This is a genomic window from Janthinobacterium sp. PAMC25594, assembly GCF_019443505.1.
Classification (GTDB): Bacteria; Pseudomonadota; Gammaproteobacteria; order Burkholderiales; family Burkholderiaceae_D; genus Janthinobacterium.
Genome location: NZ_CP080377.1, coordinates 2,275,468 through 2,289,847 on the forward strand (window position 1 = coordinate 2,275,468; position 14,380 = coordinate 2,289,847).

Genomic DNA, 14,380 nt, shown 5'->3' on the forward strand with positions numbered 1-14,380 from the left:
TGCAATTACCAATCTTTCTTTTTTTCCTCCGCCGCGATACAAGCCGATACCTTGCCCATGGCCAAGCGCAGTGCCTCAATGGCTTGTTCGCCTCCCGTGCCAGTCGCCACAACCAGCTCGGAAGCGTCGGAAGATTTCCCACTATATAAAATTGCAGGCGAAGTCGCACTCATTCTGAACTTATCAGTTTTCGTCTCAACTACAACTTTCGCCCTGACAATACGTCCCGTCAACATATAAGAAAATGGAATTTGAACATTCAGAATTAACTGGCCTCCGGCTGGGTCGGATAATTCAATCAGATTCCCGGAAGCGTTTGCAGTATTTGCCTTGCCAGTAAAAGCATTCAAGGCACCAGATGAAGAAATCGCACCGCTGGGGAAATTCCTCACCGCGCATGATTGAGCCTTATTGACAAGGCTTGCCGCGTCGCCAACCACATCCACACCCTCACCGACAAGCTCCACGAGCGTGCGTCCTGACATTTTCCTTTCATATTTAATCTGGTTCGCAGGTGCCGAAAACACACTACCACAGGCAACTGCAGCAAACAGGCCAACGATGATCCGGGCACGACGATTTTGAATATTTTTCATTATTTTAATGGGCGATTTATAGGAATAAAAACAGCGTTACTCATAATAATTCACCACACAAAGAAACGCAAAATACTCTGCAAATAAATTAATCAACAAAAATTGAAGTCCGCGCGAAATTAGCACCGGAAACGCGAGATGTGAAATTAATTCAGGCGACACCACTGCCCCTCGCACTTATCTATTCACTTGCTCGTACGGTATTCCGATGCGTTTTTTACGGAAAAAGATCCCCGCTTGGGCGGGGCAAGCGCAGGCAAGACCTTGCCAAATCATCGTTTGGCGGTCATAATAGCCGCCCTTGGGTCGTTAGCTCAGCTGGTAGAGCAGCGGACTTTTAATCCGTTGGTCGCAGGTTCGAATCCCGCACGGCCTACCAAGAATTTGCAGCAAACAAAAAGCCAACCGTTCGCGGTCGGCTTTTTTGTTTTGCGTGACCCAACTATTCCAGCCCTTCCCCATACCTTCCCGGCGTCACGCCCATCACGCGCTTGAACATGGCGATGAAGGCGCTGACGTTGTCGTAGCCCAGGTCCAGCGCAATCGTCGTGACGGGCTGGCCGGCCGCAAGCAGTTCCAGGGCGCGCAGGATGCGGGCGCGCTGGCGCCAGGCAGAGGGCGTAAATCCCGTCTCGGCCGTGAAACGGCGCGCCAGGGTGCGCGGCGAGACACCGGCCCAGGCGGCCAGCACTTCCACGCCCCGCTCATCGGCCAGGTCATCGAGCACGGCGCGCGCCACGCGCAGCAGGCGCGGGTCCGTGGGCAGGGGCAAGCCGAAGGATTCGTGCGGCGCGGCGGCGATTTCGTCGAGGATCACGCCCGCCACCCTGGCCTGCCGCGCGTCCGGCGCGCCGTCGCCCCAGGCGCTGGCGCGGCCCACCGCCTCGCGCAGCAAGCCCGAGACGCGCATCACGCAAGGCGCGGCGGGCAAGCCGGCGCAGCTGGCCTCGTCCACGTACACGCTCCAGCCCGCAAACGGGCCGTGCGAACGCAGCGCGTGCATATGATGGGGCGGCATCCACACGCAGTGGCTGGCCGGCACCACCCACTGGCCGCTGTCGGCGGTAACGGAGAGCAAGCCCCGCATCGCGCCGAACAGCTGGCCGCTGGCATGGCGATGCGGCGGCGTCACCCGTTCCTGCGGCTGGGCAATGCGCATGGCGCGCAGCGGCGACGCTGCAAAAATTGGCGGATTTGACGTATCGAATGACATAAACACCGCAGGCAAGACAGTTCCTCCATCATACAGTGGAGTCTTTCCATTTTGACGGAGTTCACCATGCGCGCAGAAGACGTATTAGCCGATCAACAAAACCAGGGCCAATTCAACGGTGTCACCGTGCGCAAGGGCACGGTGGGCGCCTTCCTGGCCAATGCCCGGCTATGGCTGGACGAGTCCAGCGACATCGACGACAAGGCCATCGCCGAGCGCGACATCCTCGACGCCCTGCCCGCCCTGCACGCGCTGGGCCTGTTCGACATTGTGCAAGTGCGCGATTCTGCGCTGCGCGAACTGGTGTCCGCTTCCACCGCTTGCCCGGGCTGACTCGTCCCCGGCGCGCATTTCCTCTATCATGCTGCTTTGCCCGCCCTCGCACCCGCCATGCCGTTTACCATTGCCACCCCCGTCCACAGCGAACTGATCATCAAGAAGAGCCGTTTCATCGGTTGCGTGCAGCCGATGACGGACCGCGCCAGCGCGCAGCAGGTGGTCAATGCCTTGAAGGCGCAGCATCCGGGTGCCTGCCATGTGTGCTGGGCCCTGCTGGCGGGCGGGCAGTCGGCGGCCGTCGATGATGGGGAACCGAGCGGCACGGCCGGGCGGCCCATGCTCGACGTGCTGCGCCACCAGGATCTGGAAGGCGTGCTGGCCACCGTCGTGCGTTATTTCGGCGGGATCAAGCTGGGCGCGGGCGGCCTGGTGCGCGCCTACACGGATAGCGTGGCGCAAGCGTTGTTGCAGGCGGAGAAGACGGCCATCGTGCGCCAGCGCACCCTGCGCTGCACGGTGCCATATGCGATGGAAGGCATGCTGCGCCGCGAACTCGATGGCGCAGGCGCCACCTTGCTGAACGTGGAACACGGCGAGCATGTGCTGTTCGACTTCAGCCTGCCTGAAACGGCCGCCACCGCCCTGCTCGCTCATCTGCATGAGGCGGGCAATGGGCGGATAGCCTGGCTGAAAGTAGAGTCCGAAGAGGAAGCGTAAAACCTACAGGTCTCGCGGCCGCTTGACCTGCAGCAAAATGAAATGGGTCCACGCCAGTGCCGGCAACACCAGCAACAGCAGCATCAGTCCGGCCGGCATATCCGGCACGAAACGCACGAAGCAGGCAAGAAAAGCGGCGATGGCCAGCCAGAAGCGCCAGTTGAACGCATATGCCTTGCGCGCCACCGTCGCCAGCGCGATGCGCCAGAATTCCAGCAAGGCCCACAGGCCGCCCGTCAGCAGCAGCGCGGCCAGGGCATTGGCGCCAGGGGCGTCGGCCCAGGTGCGCACCAGGTTGTACAGCAGCACGGGATAGCCGGCCGTGATGGCCAGGGTGGCCGGGCCGGCGGCGATGACAGCTTCAAACAGTTGCCCTTTGGAACGATGATCCACTACCTCTCCCCTATGCCACGACGCCCGAATGGGCGGCGGTCACTTGCAGCGCGCCGGCCGCGTCCTGCGCCCACACGCGCGTAAAACGGAAGTCGCCATGCGTTTCCACGTCGTGATAACTGCCCGTCAGTTGCATGCGCACGGACACCACGGCCACGTTGCCGTTGATGCGCACATGGCGCTCGGAGGCGCGCAAGTCCGTGATAGTCAGCAGGCGCTGCTCGTGCGCGGCCAGGTCCGCATGCTTGCTCAGCAAGTGCCCCAGGTGATTGGTAAACAACAAGTCATCGGCCAGCAACTGATTCAGTACAGCCACGTCGGAGGCCATCATGGCCAGGCGCAAGCGCTCTTCCGCATCGAGTACCTGTACTTCCGTTAAAGCATTCATCTTTTTCCTTCAAATAATTGGCACGACATTGATAAATAGGCAAAACATGCTGGCATGAAATCGGGTTTTTCACAATCCGCCGGAAGACTTATGCCTGTGGAGCATATTCATATAGCGTAATATTCGCAGCGGTATTGCGCAAAACGCCACCATAGTACTGTACAGCGCTTGCCCTTCCGCACCGGGCTGTCGCAAATATTCACTGTGGCAAAGTTGCATTTACCCCCTGCAGTCTCGAATAAAACCAAGATAAGGCCCCTTCATGGCAATTAACATCATTCTGAACCTGCTCGTTGCGTTGCTCGTCTTCGCCTTCATGTTCCACCAGCAACGCAAACACGCGACGTTTACCGTGCGCGTCTTCACGGGCCTGGGCCTGGGCGTGCTGCTCGGTGCGGCCGTGCAAGCGCTGTATGGCGCCGGCTCGCCCATCATCGCGGGCACCAATGAATACATCGACATCGTCGGCAGCGGCTACGTAAAACTGCTGCAGATGATCATCATGCCGCTGATCATGGTCTCCATCATTTCCGCCATCCTGAAGCTCAAGGACGCGAGTTCGCTGGGCAAGATCAGCGCGCTGACCATCGGCACCTTGCTCATTACCACCACGATCGCCGCCGCGCTGGGCATCCTGATGGCCAAGCTGTTCGGCCTGACGGCCGTGGGCCTGACGTCGAGCGCGGCCGAAGTGGCGCGTGGCGTGCAGTTGCAAGGCTCGCTGGAAACGGCGAAAGCCCTGTCCTTGCCGAAACTGCTGGTCAGCTTCGTACCGACCAACCCCTTCCTCGACATGACGGGCGCGCGCAAGACGTCGACCATCGCCGTGGTGGTGTTTTCCATCTTCATCGGCATCTCGGCCACGGGTATCGCCGCCAAGAAGCCGGAAATCTTCGCTGCCTTCGAAAGCTTCATGAAAGTGGCGCACGCCATCGTCATGCGCATGGTCACCCTGGTGCTGCGCCTGACGCCGTACGGCGTGTTCGCGCTGATGTTTGAGGTGGTGGCCTCGTCGAGCTACACGGACATTTTAAAGCTGATCAACTTCGTCGTCGCCTCGTACAGCGCGCTGATATTGATGTTCCTGGTGCACCTGGCCATCATCGCCGGCGTGGGCCTGAACCCGCTGCGCTTCGTGAAAAAAGTCTTCCCCGTGCTGGCTTTCGCGTTTACCTCGCGCACGAGCGCCGGTTCGATCCCGATGAGCGTGCAGACGCAAACCCAGCGCCTGGGCACGCCGGAAGGCATCGCCAACTTCGCCGCCTCGTTCGGCTCGACCATCGGCCAGAACGGCTGCGCGGGCATCTATCCTGCCATGCTGGCCGTGATGATCGCCCCCACCGTCGGCGTCGACCCGTTCACCGTCAGCTTCCTGCTGCCGCTGCTGGCCATCATCACCATCGGTTCCGTTGGCGTGGCCGGCGTGGGCGGCGGCGCCACGTTTGCCGCGCTGATCGTGCTGTCGGCCATGGACTTGCCCGTGGCGCTGGCCGGCTTGCTGATCTCCGTCGAACCGCTGATCGACATGGGCCGCACGGCCCTGAACGTGAGCGGCTCGATCACGGCCGGCACCGTCACCAGCCGGGTCATGGGACAAACCGACCTGGCCGTCTACAACAGCGACGATGCGCCCGACCTGGACGAGGCGGAACACGCCGCCTAGGAAGCTATCGAGCGGCGCGCCGCGCCTTGCCGCTTTCGTCTATATTGAATCGCAATCAATACGGAGGAAGGCGCAAGGCGATGGAACAAAAATGGCCGCAGCAAATCTGGATCGTGCGTCACGGCCAAAGTGCCGGCAACGTGGCGCGCGATGCCGCCGAAGCGGAAAAACAGTTATTGATCGCCATCGCCGAACGCGATGTCGACGTCCCCCTGTCCGATCTGGGGGCGCGCCAGGCGCAAGCCCTGGGCGACTGGTTCGCCACCCTCCCCCCTGAACAACAACCGACCGTCGTGCTGTATTCGCCGTACGTGCGGGCGCAGCAAACGGCGCAAGCCGTGCTGGCGTGCATCGATGCGGACAGCCTCGCTTCCGTGGTGGCCGACGAGCGCCTGCGCGAAAAGGAATTCGGCATCCTCGACCGCCTGACCGTGCACGGCATCGCCAGCAAGTACCCGGAATTGCACGAGCAGCGCCAGCACGTGGGCAAGTTTTACTTCCGTCCGCCGGGCGGCGAAAGCTGGTGCGACGTCATCCTGCGCCTGCGCAGCGTGCTCGACACCATCACCCGCGAGTACCGGGGCGAACGGGTGCTGATCGTCGGCCACCAGGTCATCGTCAACTGCTTCCGCTACCTGCTGGAGCGCTGCGACGAGCACGCCATCCTGGCCATCGACAAGGCGGCCGACGTGCCCAACTGCGGCGTCACTTCATACGCCTTCAATCCCGCCCTGGGCAGGCACGGCAAGCTGCAGCTGGACCTGTGCAACTTCGTCGCGCCGCTGGAAGCGGCCGGCACCCCCGTCACGGCCCAGCCCGACATGCCGGCCGCGCCGAAATCCTGACACTTGGGAGTCTATGCATGGACGCCACCGCCATCACCCCTTCCCTGCTGCGCTCCTGGCCCCTGCCCATGCCCCAACCAGACGGCGACAAAGAGGTGCGCGGCCACCTGCTGATCGTCGCCGGCTCCGAAGAGATGCCGGGCGCCATCGTGCTGGCGGCCACGGCCGCCCTGCGCGCGGGCGCGGGCAAGCTGACCCTGGCGACGGGCGCGTCGGTGGCGGCGCAGGTGGCCATCGCCATGCCCGAGGCGCGGGTCATCGGCCTGGACGAAACGGCGCTGGGCGGCTTCCGCCACGAGGCACGGCACCAGCTGGCGCCCCTGGCCGGCAAGGTCGATGCCGTCCTCGTCGGGCCGGGCATGTGCGACACGGCGGCCAGTTGCGAACTGATGCGCCACCTGCTGCCCCTGTTTTCCGACAGCCGCCTGATTCTTGACGCCCGCGCCATGCAGGTCGTGCGCCAGCCGGCACACTTCCATTTTGAGCAGCCCGTGCTGCTGACGCCGCACGCGGGCGAGCTGGCCCAGCTCATGGGCCTGTCGAAAGACGCCGTGCTGGCCGACCCGCACGCCTGTGCCGTGGAAGCGGCGCGGCGCTGGCACGCCATCGTCGCCCTGAAGGGCGCGCTGACCGTCATCGCCATGCCCGATGGCAGCAGCTGGACGCACGCGGGCGGCAACATCGGCCTGGCCATTTCCGGTTCCGGCGACACCCTGGCCGGCATCATCACGGGCCTGGCCGCGCGCGGCGCACCGTTGGAGCAAGCGTGTGCCTGGGGCATCGCCCTGCATGCGCTGGCCGGCGAACAGCTGGCCCTGCGCTTCGGCATCCTCGGCTACCTGGCGCGCGAAATCCCGGCCGAGATTCCCGCCCTGCTGCGTAATCTGGCACCCTGAGCTGGCGCCCTGAGCGCTGCCACCCTGAGCGGCGCGGCATGGAAACAACAGCCATAAGCATATCCATAAAGAATCGTTCGCCCAGGCAACAACCTCCCTTAAGCTCATTCCATTGTTTTCAGATGAACAAGCTTAAAGGATACCGCCGTGCACCTGCGTCACTCATACGCCCCCCATTCCCTTCCCGCCACGCCGCTGCGCGCCATCGTGCTGGCCTGCGCCATGCTGGGCGCAGCCTCCGCGTGGGCACAGGACGCGCAAGCCACCACCGGCAGCGCCAATGAAACGGCCGGCGCCAGCATCGACCAGGTCACCGTCGTCGGCTCGCGCGCGCGCAACCGCACGGTGTTCGACAGCAGCGTGCCCATCGACCGTTTCGGCGCCCGCGAAGTGAGCAACGCGCTGGCCTCGGGCGACGTGGGCGCGGCCCTGCAAAACCTGTCGCCGTCGATCAACTTCCCCCGCATCGAATCGAGCGGCGCGTCGGACTCCGTGCGCGGCATCCAGTTGCGGGGCCTCGCGCCCGACCAGGTGCTGGTGCTGATCAACGGCAAGCGCCGCCACACGAGCGCCGTGCTCGACACGGAAAGCAGCTTTGCCGGCACCGTGCCGGTCGACATCAACGCCATTCCCCCGAACGCCATCGACCACATCGAAATCCTGCGCGACGGCGCGGGCGCCCAGTACGGCAGCGACGCCGTGGCGGGCGTCATCAACATCGTGCTGAAAAAGGCGCGCACGGGTGGCGCCGCTTCCGTCAGCTATGGCGCCAACCACACGCATTTCGACCCGACCGATCAAACCCTGACGGATGGCAAGACCGTCATCGTCAACGCCGACTATGGCGTGCCGCTGGGCGAAGCGGGGTTCTTCCGCTTCGGTGCGGAAACGCGGCGCCGCTCGCCCACGGAACGGGCCGGTCCCAGCGACGCGGGCTGGACTTCCTACAACTTCACGCCGGCCGACCAGGCGCTCGACGGCAAGGTGGTGTTCAAGTCCGGCGACTCGCGCCAGCGCAACAGCTATTTGTTCTACAACACCCAGCTCACCCTGGCGAATGGCCTCGACCTGTACTCGTTTGCCACCCTCAACGAACGCACATCGGACGGCAGCGCCTACTTCCGCTACCCGGGCGACCCGTCGAATGTGCCGGCCCTGTATCCGCACGGCTACCGCCCCGTCACCAACGGCGACAAGCGCGACCTCAGCATCGTGGCCGGCGTGCGCGGCAGTGCGGGCGAGTGGAACTGGGACGCCAGCGCGCGCCACGGCAGCGACCGCTTTGACTACGGTGTGAGCCACTCCGTCAACGCTTCGCTGGGCGCGGCCAGCCCCACCAGTTTCCACCTGGCCGGCTTCGACTTCCGCCAGGATGCCCTGAACCTCGATGCCACGCGCAGCCTCGACATCGGTTTGCCCGCCCCCTTGAGCCTGGCGGTGGGCGCCGAATGGATGCGCGAAACGTACCAAAGCTCGGCCGGCGACCCCGCTTCGTATGCGGCCGGCAATTTTACCGATGCGCCACCGGGCGCACAGGCGGGGCCGGGCTTGCGCCCGTCCGACGCCTATGACGGCAGCCGGCAGATCCGCTCCGTGTATACGGACGTGGAAAGCGACCTCACGCCGCGCCTGCTGGTGGGTGCCGCCGCCCGCTATTCCCGCTACAGCGACTTCGGCAGCGCCAGCACGGGCAAGCTGTCCACACGCTACAAAGTGACGGAGAATTTCCTCGTGCGCGGCTCGCTGTCGAACAGCTTCCGCGCGCCGGCCCTCGTACAGACAGGCTTTCGCTTCGCAACCTTGAACTTCAATGCCGATGGCACGGCCCTGCAAACGGCGGCCCTGCTGCCGGCCAGCGACCCGCTGGCGCGCAGCTTCGGCGCGCAACAGCTGAAACCGGAAAAGTCGACCAACGTCTCCCTGGGCCTGGCATGGAAACCGGCGGCCGCCACCAGCGTGACGGTGGATGCCTACGTGATCCGCATCCGCGACCGCATCACGCGTTCGAGCGACTTGCAAAGCGACGCCGTCACTGCCTACCTGGCCGCGAATGGCCGTAGCGACATCCAGTCCGTGGCCTACCTGGCCAACCTGCTCGACACGCGCACAAAAGGCCTGGACGTGGTGCTGAATCACGACCTGGCCTTCACGTCAGGCAAGCTGAACCTGAACGCGGCCCTCAACTTGAACAAGACCAGTCTCGACAAGGTGCGCCAGAGTTCCACCGCATTGAGCAGCATCGATCCCAGTCTGAGCCTGCTGACGGAGACGAGTTTGTTCCGCATCAAACATGCGTCACCGACCAGCAAATTGATCCTGGGTGCCGACTGGCAGGCGGCCGACTGGGGCGTGCAGGCGCGCGCCACGCGCTTTGGCGAGCTGAAAGATTTTTCGTACGACAGCGATGCGCCCCTGATCGACGGCATTCCCGCACAGCGCTTCGGCGCCGTCTGGTCGCTGGACCTCGAAGGCCAGTTAAAACTGAGCAAGCAACTGACCCTGAGCGTGGGCGGCAACAATATCCTCGACCGCTATCCGCAGCGCGTGCGCGAAACGAATAACGCCACGTATGGCGGCGCCCTGCCCTACAATTTCATCAACCCCATCGGCGTCAATGGCGCCTACTTTTACGCTAAATTAAGCTACACGTTCTGACACGGACAAGGATAAATCATGATCATCAAACGCATCTCCCACCTCGTCGCCGGCGCCTGCCTGAGCGCCCTCCTGCTGTCACCCGCCCAGGCTGCCGCACCGCTGGTGCTGATGACGGACTTCGGCACGGCCGACGGCGCCGTGTCCGCCATGCATGGCGTCGCCTATGGCGTCGATCCCAAGCTGACCATCTCGGACCTGACGCACCAGATTCCCGATTACGACATCTGGCTGGGCGCCTACCGCCTGTACCAGACGGCCAATTACTGGCCGCAAGGCACGGTGTTCGTCTCCGTCATCGATCCTGGCGTGGGTACCAATCGCAAGTCGGTGGTGCTGAAAACCAAAGGTGGCCGCTACTTCGTAGGGCCGGACAACGGCCTGTTCACGCTGATCGCCGAGCGCGACGGCGTGGCCGAATTGCGCGAAATCGATGAAAAGGTCAACCGCCTGGCGGGATCGAGCGAGTCGTACACCTTCCATGGCCGCGACGTGTACGCATATGTCGGTGCCCGCCTGGCCTCGGGCGCCATCACGTATGAACAGGTGGGCCCGCCATTGCCGAGCGAATCCGTGGTGAAGATCGCGTATCAAAAACCTGTACGCGACGGCAATACCATCTGCGGCATCGTGCCCGTGCTGGACGTGAAATATGGCAATGTGTGGACGAATATTCCGAAATCGCTGCTCGATGAATTGCAGGTGAAACTGCATGACCCGCTGCAAGTACGCATCTTGCACAAGGGTAAGCAAGTGGCCAAGGTCACGGCGCCATTCGAGCACACGTTTGGCGGCGTCGCCAAGGGCAAGCCCCTGGTCTACCTGAACAGCCTGCTCGACGTGGCCGTCGCCATCAGCCAGGGTGACTTTGCCGCCCAACACCATGTCGCCTCGGGCGTGGATTGGGAAGTGGAAGTGAGCAAGGCCCCTGTCGTCAAATAAACCCCTCGCCCGCGGCCGGGACGTCCTGTCCTGGCCCTTTCTTTCTCGTTCACGTGGCGCGCTTGCGCCATGTCAAAACGGATCGCCTCTGCTCCCGCCGATGGCCGCTGATTTGTAAATCCGGTGAACCTGCACGCACCTGCCTACTCTAAATGTTGCAAGCGATGCCAGCCTTGCTATGACAGCCTGCCCGCGCTGTGGCAGGCCGTCTGGCAGTTAGGATCACCACGACAGCTTTCCAACGAGAAAGGAACAATCATGACGGCTCCACTCCCTAGCACCAGCAAGCTTGTCCTCGGCACCGCCATCGTGTGCGCGCTGCTGGGCGGCTGCAACAAGCACAATGAGTCCACCACCACGGCCACGCCAGCTACGCCCGCCACCACGCCAGACACGGGCGGCAGCGGCACCTCGGGCACCAGCGGCACCACCACGCCGGACGCCACCACGCCCGCCACACCATCCGTTGCACCGGGCACCACTACCAACCCCGACGGCACGACCACGCCGCCGGCCACCCCACCTGGCAATGGCACCACGCCCGGCACCGGCACAGGGACTGGTAGCACCACGCCACCGCCACGCAGCAGCTAAAGGCTGCGCCCGCTCCACTGTAGCGGTCGGCCCTGCAGCCCGGCAACGAGCACGGGAATCAGCAACAAAGAGCCTTCCAACGAAGGCTCTTTGTCTTTGTCTTGCACGGCGCAGCAATTGCCCCCGCTGCAGCGCATCAATGGGCTGGCGCCACCGTCACCGCCCCCCGTGCGCTCAGCGCCTGGTGGTCCGCCGCCAGGAACAGATACATGGCCGGCACCACGAACAAGGTAAACAAGGTGCCGATGGACAAGCCCGTGAAAATCACCAGCCCCATCGCGTGGCGCCCGGCCGCCCCCGCGCCCGAAGCGATCACCAGGGGCAGCACGCCAAACACCATGGCCGCCGTCGTCATCAGGATGGGGCGCAGGCGCACGGCGGCCGCTTCTTCCACCGCCTCGCGCTTGCTCTTGCCCGTCTTTTGCAGCTGATTCGCCACTTCCACGATCAGGATGCCGTGCTTGCTGATCAGTCCCATCAGGGTCACCAGGCCCACCTCCGTGTAGATGTTGATCGACGCAAAGCCGAGGAAGATGAACATGGTGGCGCCAAACAGGGCCAGCGGCACGGAGACGAGGATCACGACGGGGTCGCGGAAACTCTCGAACTGTGCCGCCAGCGCCAGGAAGACGATCACCACGGCAAACAGCATGGTGACGATGAAGCCACCCGACTCCTGCACGAACTGGCGCGACTGGCCCGCATAATCGGCCGTGTAGCCGCTGGGCGCCACCTGGGCCAGCGCATCGCGCATGAAGGCCAGCACCTCGCCCTGCGAGGCGCCGGACACGCCGGAAAGCGTGACGGCGTTGAGTTGCTGGAAGCGGTTGATCGACTCGGGCACGACGTCGTACTGGATATGCGCGACGGTACTGGCCGGTATCATCGTGCCGTTGGGCGTCTTGATATGAAAGTCCAGCACGGCCGATGGATTCAGGCGATCGACCTGCAACACCTGCGGGATCACCTTGTAGGAACGTCCGGCGATGGAAAAGTAATTGACGTAGCCACCGCCCAGGGCCGCCCCCAGCGCCTGCCCCACATCCTGCTGCGTCATGCCCAGCGCGGCGACGCTGTCGCGGTCGACCACCACGGTGGCTTGCGGTTTGTCAATCTTCAAGTCCGTATCGATGAAATAGAACTTGCCCGATGCGCGCGCCTTCTCCAGCACCTGCTGCGCGATGGTATCGAGGTTTTCAAACGGCTCCGTGGTGGCGATGACGAATTGCACCGGCAAACCCGAGGAACCGGGCAAGGCGGGGAACTGGAAGGCGGCCACGCGGGCGCCGGCGATCCGGTTCCAGCCCGCCTGCAAGTCCTGCTGCACCTGCTGGGCGCTGCGCGCACGCTCGTTCCACGGCGTCATCAGCATGCCGCCAAAACCCGAGTTGACAGTCGGTACGCCCGTGATCTGGAACATCTGGCTGTATTCGGGCATGGCCTTGGCCACCTGGTAGATTTGCTCGGCATACACTTGCATCTGGTCCGAGGTGGCCGTCGGGTCGCCCACCACCTGCGACAGCACGACGCCCTGGTCTTCCTCGGGCGCCAGCTCGGACTGCGACATCTTGAACATCAGCCCCAGCACCACCATCAATAGTGCCGCCATGACGATGAGCACCACCCAGGTATCGAGCAGCGCATGCAGCAGGCGCTGGTACGTGGCGTGCACCTTGCCGAAGACGCGGTCGATCGCTTGCACGAAGCGGCCGCTATCCTGCTCCGGGCGGAAGAAGCGCGAACACATCATGGGCGACAGGGTCAGGGCCACCACGCCCGACACGGCCACGGCGCCGGCCAGGGTAAAGGCGAATTCCGTGAACAGCGCGCCCGTCAGGCCGCCCTGGAAACCGATGGGCACATACACGGCGATGAGCACCACCGTCATGGCCAGAATCGGGCTGCCCAGTTCGCGCGCCGCCAGCAGGCTGGCCTCCAGCGGCGGCTGGCCCTGCTTCATGTGGCGGTCCACGTTTTCCACCACGATGATGGCGTCGTCGACCACCAGGCCGATGGCCAGCACGATCGCCAGCAGGGTCAGCAGATTGATGGAATAGCCGAGCGCCAGCATGGCCGTAAACGTACCGATCAGTGATAGCGGCATGGCGATCACGGGCACGATCACGGCCCGCAGGCTGCCCAGGAACAGATAGATGACGATGGTGACGATCAGCAACGCCTCGACCAGGGTCTTGATGACTTCGTGGATGGAGGTATTGATGAAAAAGGTCGAGTCATACACGATTTCGCCCGTCAGGCCGGCCGGCAGCTGAGACTGGATATCGGGGAAGACGGCGCGCACGCGCTTGGCCACGTCGAGGATATTGGCTTCCGGCGCCACCTTGATGCCGATGAAGACGGAGCGCACGCCGCTGAAGGCCACGTTGAAATCATAGTTTTCAGAACCCAGCACGACGGTGGCCAGGTCTTCCAGCCGCACGATGGAGTCGCCGCTGCGCTTGACGACGAGCTGCCTGAATTCCTCGACCGAATGCAGGTCCGTGCCGGCCGTCAGGGGAACGGTCACCATCTGGCCCTTGCTGGACCCCAGCGCGGCCAGGTAATTATTATTGCCCAGGGCGGTGCTCACCTCGGCCGCCGTCACGCCGAACGCGGCCATCTTGTCCGCGTCCAGCCAGGCGCGCAGGGCAAACTGTCGCGCGCCCAGCAGTTCCGCCGTCTGCACGCCGCTGACGGAATCGAGCTTGGGCTTGACGACGCGGCTCAGGTAATCCGTCACATTATTCGTCGGCAAGGTATTACTGTAAAAACCCAGGTGCATGGCATCCGTCGTCTGCCCCATCTGCACCGTCAGCACGGGCGTTTGCGCCTGGGCGGGCAACTGGTTCTTCACGGAACTGACCTGGGTGTTGATCTCCGTCAAAGCCCGGTTCGCGTCGTAATTGAGGCGCAAGGTGGCCGTGATGGTCGACACGCCGCTGCTGCTCGACGAGGACAGGTAATCGATGCCCTGCGCCTGGGCGATGGCCGATTCCAGCGGTTGCGTAATGAACCCGGCCACCGTCTGCGCGTCGGCGCCGTAATACGTGGTGGAGATCGTCACGACGGCATTCTGCGTCTTCGGATACTGGTTGATGGGCAGGCTGAACAGGGAACGCAAGCCCAGCACCACCAGCAGCAGGCTCACCACCATGGCCAGCACGGGCCAGCGGATAAAGAGATCGGTGAAGTTCATGGC

13 protein-coding genes and 1 tRNA gene are annotated in these 14,380 nt (G+C 63.4%); 9 read left to right on the forward strand and 5 right to left on the reverse strand.

All coding sequences use genetic code 11. From position 1 onward, the window contains the following. Window positions 1-5: 5 nt before the first annotated feature. Entirely contained in the window at window positions 6-596 is a 591-nt protein-coding gene (locus KY494_RS10240) for a hypothetical protein (RefSeq protein ID WP_219890857.1), read from the reverse strand. A gap of 303 nt (window positions 597-899) precedes the next feature. Here KY494_RS10240 and KY494_RS10245 point away from each other — a divergent pair. Then, window positions 900-975: transfer RNA gene (locus KY494_RS10245), tRNA-Lys, on the forward strand. A gap of 63 nt (window positions 976-1,038) precedes the next feature. Here KY494_RS10245 and KY494_RS10250 read toward each other — a convergent pair. After that, window positions 1,039-1,809: a helix-turn-helix domain-containing protein gene (locus KY494_RS10250; RefSeq protein ID WP_219890858.1), complete on the reverse strand. Its 771-nt coding sequence runs from the start codon at window positions 1,807-1,809 to the stop codon at window positions 1,039-1,041. Window positions 1,810-1,875: 66 nt separating this feature from the next. Here KY494_RS10250 and KY494_RS10255 point away from each other — a divergent pair, with 66 nt between their 5' ends. Then, the gene (locus tag KY494_RS10255) at window positions 1,876-2,142 is read left to right on the forward strand and encodes a hypothetical protein (protein ID WP_219890859.1); all 267 of its coding nucleotides are present in this window, start codon (window positions 1,876-1,878) and stop codon (window positions 2,140-2,142) included. A 57-nt stretch (window positions 2,143-2,199) separates the two neighbouring features. Next, on the forward strand, window positions 2,200-2,805 hold the full coding sequence (locus tag KY494_RS10260) for a YigZ family protein (protein ID WP_219890860.1): 606 nt from the start codon (window positions 2,200-2,202) through the stop codon (window positions 2,803-2,805). A gap of 3 nt (window positions 2,806-2,808) precedes the next feature. On the opposite strand, the gene KY494_RS10265 is transcribed toward KY494_RS10260, so the two are convergent. Then, window positions 2,809-3,198 (reverse strand): hypothetical protein, encoded by a 390-nt coding sequence (locus tag KY494_RS10265; protein ID WP_219890861.1) that lies wholly within the window; start codon window positions 3,196-3,198, stop codon window positions 2,809-2,811. Window positions 3,199-3,208: 10 nt separating this feature from the next. Then, window positions 3,209-3,586 (reverse strand): nuclear transport factor 2 family protein, encoded by a 378-nt coding sequence (locus KY494_RS10270; RefSeq protein WP_219136436.1) that lies wholly within the window; start codon window positions 3,584-3,586, stop codon window positions 3,209-3,211. A gap of 262 nt (window positions 3,587-3,848) precedes the next feature. Here KY494_RS10270 and KY494_RS10275 point away from each other — a divergent pair, with 262 nt between their 5' ends. The 6 genes from KY494_RS10275 to KY494_RS10300 all read left to right on the forward strand — a co-directional run bounded on the left by KY494_RS10275 (window position 3,849) and on the right by KY494_RS10300 (window position 11,181). After that, window positions 3,849-5,249, forward strand: a complete 1,401-nt coding sequence (locus KY494_RS10275; protein WP_219890862.1) for an L-cystine transporter — start codon at window positions 3,849-3,851, stop codon at window positions 5,247-5,249. A gap of 80 nt (window positions 5,250-5,329) precedes the next feature. Continuing rightward, a complete protein-coding gene (locus tag KY494_RS10280; RefSeq protein WP_219890863.1) occupies window positions 5,330-6,094 on the forward strand; it encodes a histidine phosphatase family protein in 765 nt (254 codons plus the stop codon). 17 nt (window positions 6,095-6,111) lie between these two features. Continuing rightward, on the forward strand, window positions 6,112-6,990 hold the full coding sequence (locus KY494_RS10285; RefSeq protein ID WP_219890864.1) for an NAD(P)H-hydrate dehydratase: 879 nt from the start codon (window positions 6,112-6,114) through the stop codon (window positions 6,988-6,990). Window positions 6,991-7,137: 147 nt separating this feature from the next. Then, on the forward strand, window positions 7,138-9,645 hold the full coding sequence (locus KY494_RS10290) for a TonB-dependent siderophore receptor (RefSeq protein ID WP_258194791.1): 2,508 nt from the start codon (window positions 7,138-7,140) through the stop codon (window positions 9,643-9,645). A gap of 18 nt (window positions 9,646-9,663) precedes the next feature. Beyond that, on the forward strand, window positions 9,664-10,587 hold the full coding sequence (locus KY494_RS10295; RefSeq protein WP_219890865.1) for an S-adenosyl-l-methionine hydroxide adenosyltransferase family protein: 924 nt from the start codon (window positions 9,664-9,666) through the stop codon (window positions 10,585-10,587). Between the two features lie 258 nt (window positions 10,588-10,845). Beyond that, window positions 10,846-11,181, forward strand: coding sequence for a hypothetical protein (locus tag KY494_RS10300; RefSeq protein WP_219890866.1), 336 nt, complete (start codon window positions 10,846-10,848; stop codon window positions 11,179-11,181). Between the two features lie 136 nt (window positions 11,182-11,317). Here KY494_RS10300 and KY494_RS10305 read toward each other — a convergent pair whose 3' ends face one another. Next, complete coding sequence (locus KY494_RS10305; RefSeq protein WP_219890867.1) at window positions 11,318-14,377, reverse strand: efflux RND transporter permease subunit; 3,060 nt, start codon at window positions 14,375-14,377, stop codon at window positions 11,318-11,320. Between the last annotated feature and the right edge of the window lie 3 nt (window positions 14,378-14,380).

Coding starts and splice junctions, on each gene's coding strand:
- KY494_RS10275 (WP_219890862.1), top strand. CDS start 3,849: ATGGCAATTAACATCATTCTGAACCTGCTCGTTGCGTTGCTCGTCTTC.
- KY494_RS10260 (WP_219890860.1), top strand. CDS start 2,200: ATGCCGTTTACCATTGCCACCCCCGTCCACAGCGAACTGATCATCAAG.
- KY494_RS10305 (WP_219890867.1), bottom strand. CDS start 14,377: ATGAACTTCACCGATCTCTTTATCCGCTGGCCCGTGCTGGCCATGGTG.
- KY494_RS10240 (WP_219890857.1), bottom strand. CDS start 596: ATGAAAAATATTCAAAATCGTCGTGCCCGGATCATCGTTGGCCTGTTT.
- KY494_RS10285 (WP_219890864.1), top strand. CDS start 6,112: ATGGACGCCACCGCCATCACCCCTTCCCTGCTGCGCTCCTGGCCCCTG.
- KY494_RS10280 (WP_219890863.1), top strand. CDS start 5,330: ATGGAACAAAAATGGCCGCAGCAAATCTGGATCGTGCGTCACGGCCAA.
- KY494_RS10300 (WP_219890866.1), top strand. CDS start 10,846: ATGACGGCTCCACTCCCTAGCACCAGCAAGCTTGTCCTCGGCACCGCC.
- KY494_RS10250 (WP_219890858.1), bottom strand. CDS start 1,809: ATGTCATTCGATACGTCAAATCCGCCAATTTTTGCAGCGTCGCCGCTG.
- KY494_RS10295 (WP_219890865.1), top strand. CDS start 9,664: ATGATCATCAAACGCATCTCCCACCTCGTCGCCGGCGCCTGCCTGAGC.
- KY494_RS10270 (WP_219136436.1), bottom strand. CDS start 3,586: ATGAATGCTTTAACGGAAGTACAGGTACTCGATGCGGAAGAGCGCTTG.
- KY494_RS10255 (WP_219890859.1), top strand. CDS start 1,876: ATGCGCGCAGAAGACGTATTAGCCGATCAACAAAACCAGGGCCAATTC.